The 2,671-nt window shown below is 66.7% G+C and carries 3 protein-coding genes and 1 pseudogene; 2 read left to right on the top strand and 2 right to left on the bottom strand.

The window, feature by feature from the left end:
- A pseudogene (locus U9980_RS18255) lies at positions 1–390 on the bottom strand (hypothetical protein); the annotation flags it as partial.
- A 183-nt stretch (positions 391–573) separates the two neighbouring features.
- Entirely contained in the window at positions 574–1,254 is a 681-nt protein-coding gene (locus tag U9980_RS18250; RefSeq protein WP_322769020.1) for a hypothetical protein, read from the bottom strand.
- A 300-nt stretch (positions 1,255–1,554) separates the two neighbouring features.
- Between U9980_RS18250 and U9980_RS18245 the strand changes: the two genes are divergently transcribed.
- Both U9980_RS18245 and U9980_RS18240 read left to right on the top strand, forming a co-directional pair.
- On the top strand, positions 1,555–1,938 hold the full coding sequence (locus tag U9980_RS18245) for a co-chaperone GroES (protein WP_322769023.1): 384 nt from the start codon (positions 1,555–1,557) through the stop codon (positions 1,936–1,938).
- Positions 1,939–2,257: 319 nt separating this feature from the next.
- Complete coding sequence (locus U9980_RS18240) at positions 2,258–2,557, top strand: DUF4193 family protein (protein ID WP_322751111.1); 300 nt, start codon at positions 2,258–2,260, stop codon at positions 2,555–2,557.
- Positions 2,558–2,671 lie beyond the last annotated feature (114 nt).

The following is a 2,671-nucleotide window of genomic DNA, read 5'->3' as shown; positions in this document are numbered from 1 at the left end:
CAGCGGCGCCGGCATGGTCTCCAGTCCAGGCGGCGGCCCCTGCGCCCGCACCTGCGCGGACGCGCCGACGGCAGGGGAAGGCTCCGCGGTCGCGGACACAGTGGCCGGCGTAGACACGCCGCCGGCGCCATTCGGCTCGGTGTCGTCCGCAGCCGGGACCCCCGTGACCACCATGACCGTCGGACACGGCCAGAGGCGGTCGCAGCTCATACACAGGTCGAACTCGTTCGGCTGGTGAAGATCGAGGAGGTTCAGCAGGGCCCCGATGTGCTCGATCATCCGCGGACCGGCGAGAACAGGTCCGTTTGAGATCATGTGGAGCTCCGAGCGCAACTGGTTGCAGTAACGCCCGACCTCGTCCGTCCGCTGATCCTCCATCGCAGGCAGCATGCACCATCGCTTCGTGGGATGTGTTACCGGTACCGCCCTTGACTGGTCAGTCTGGTAACTATACGACTATTTGTAGTAATTTGTCACACAGTAGTAAACTGGACATCATATACCGTGTACATCACGATCCGTCCGGCGATGCCATGGCTTGACCCGCCGGGCCGACTGCGTGGGCCGACGCTCTCATCCCCGCTCGGGGCGAACCTCGTCCGGCCGGCGAGACTGGCGCATCAGGCCCTCTTGGAGGCGGGCGAACTCCTCAATGTAGGGGCTTTCGACCTGACCCTGGCCGCCTGCGCCGGGCTCCTTGATCCCACCCTGACGGTCGAAGACCGGTTCGAAACCGGCGAACTGCCCGCCGGCTCCGCCGGCTCCGAGCCGCTCGCCGCCCTGTCCGTCGAAGGCCGGGTAGTGCGTGGCGCCCGCCGCGGGCGGACCGCCACGCTCGCCCTGCCCCTCATAGCCGCCGGCGAACGAAGGCAGGTTGGGTGTGCCCTGGCCCGGGCGTTCGCTGGGGGCTTCGAAGGCCGGGTAGTGCGCACCGTTGCCGGTCACGCCACGCTCGCCGGGCGGTGCGTCGTAACCGAACGACGAGCCGTTGGGCGACGGCATGGCCGGCGGTGGTGCGACGGCCGGCGCTCCTGAGCGTCCGGTTGTCTCATTTGCGAGTTCCGGGTCACCGGAACCGAAGTTGTCTGACGGGTAGATCCGTGCGGACAGACTGACCGATAGCGGGTCGCTACCGTATGTGATCACGTCTACCTGGTCGTCGGGCCCGATGCCGCCGTTGCGGGCCAGGTCGACGAACCGGAAAAGATCAGCCCAGCGTAGCCCGTCGAGGTCCACACTGATTCGCAAAGCCATCGTTGCGCCTCATCTCACGGTTGCCTGCGTGCCGATCCTCGGTTGCCTGCCGGTGCCGGTAGACGCGCACGCGCCCCGGTCCCGACACCGACTCGCCGGCCTGGCCACAGCGGCCAGGTCGGCGATGGGCGGCAGCTTATACCCCGTTGGGGCTGCATTCCCCATCCGGGGAGCTTCGCGTGCTTCTATCTCGAATCGGCGCTCCCGCCGCCTGCGGTCGGGTGTCGGATGACCGGGGTGGCGGCCGTTGGTGCACCACTGTTGTCGGGCGATGTTCTCGCGGCGGGTAGTGTCCGGCACGTGAGTGTTGCTTCCGGCGGTGTCAACGGTGCGACCGGCGGCGGGATGGCTGGCGTCGACATGCGGGCCGGATCGTTGCCGATCAGACTTCTTCATGATCGTGTTCTGGTTGCCCCGCGTGAGGACTCGGCCGATCGTCGGTCAAAGGCCGGCATCGTTATTCCAGCCACCGCGCAGATGGGCAAGCGGCTGTCCTGGGCGGACGTCGTCGGGGTGGGCATGGCGGTGCGCACCATCCAGATGGGTGATCGTGTGCTCTATGACCCCGAGGAACGAGCCGAGGTCGAGCTGCACGGTACAACCTACATCCTGCTGCGGGAACGGGATGTGCACGCGGTGGCCGCCGAGCGGCTGGATGACGGGCTGGCCGGCCTCTATCTGTAGCTCTTACCCGATATCAGCAGCCTGTCCGGTATTCCCTCTTCGGGTAACCATGTGGCGGGTCTGACACCGCACCGTACACGTGATGCCTGGCCTGTTGCCGCGCGGGACCGTATTGTTCGCGTCGGTCGGGAGAGATCCGTTGTCTCGTCCCGACCACACGCGGATGCGGACAAACCTCACCCGTTGCATCTGCGCCAGGGTCGTTGCGTATTGTGACCACTCGATCCCGTTCGGGTATGGGCCTGAGTGGGTACCGACATGCGGTCGCGCACTGAACCCCAGTGCGCGACCGATCGGATCTGGAACGGAAGGAGACTTCATGGCTCGTGACTTCGACGCCCGGCGGGGCGCTGATGTCGAGGAGGACGAGCTCCAGGAACAGAGCCTGGAGACGCTGAAGGCGCAGCGTGCCGGGGCTGCCGCCGATCTCGGAGATGACGTTGATGCACTCGAGGCCGAGTTGGATCTTCCAGACGCCGAGGTCCGTGACGACGAACTGGCCCTGCGGGTGCTGCCGAGACAGGCTGACGAGTTCACCTGCACCAGCTGTTTCCTCGTCCACCATCGCAGCCAGCTCGCTGACGTTCGCCGGACGGTCTGCTCAGACTGCGCCGCCTAGGAGGCCGCTGAATAACGGCGTTCGATCCGCGAGCGGGCTGTCCGCGCCCGGCTGGCGGCCAGGTGCTGTCCCGTGACGATCCACGGGACAGCACGCCGAAGGACGCGCAGTCTC

It is taken from the genome of Protofrankia sp. Cr1 (assembly GCF_963555865.1).
GTDB lineage: Bacteria > Actinomycetota > Actinomycetes > Frankiales > Frankiaceae > Protofrankia.
Note: the sequence above shows the minus strand (reverse complement) of the source record. Positions and strands in the feature narration are given on the sequence as shown.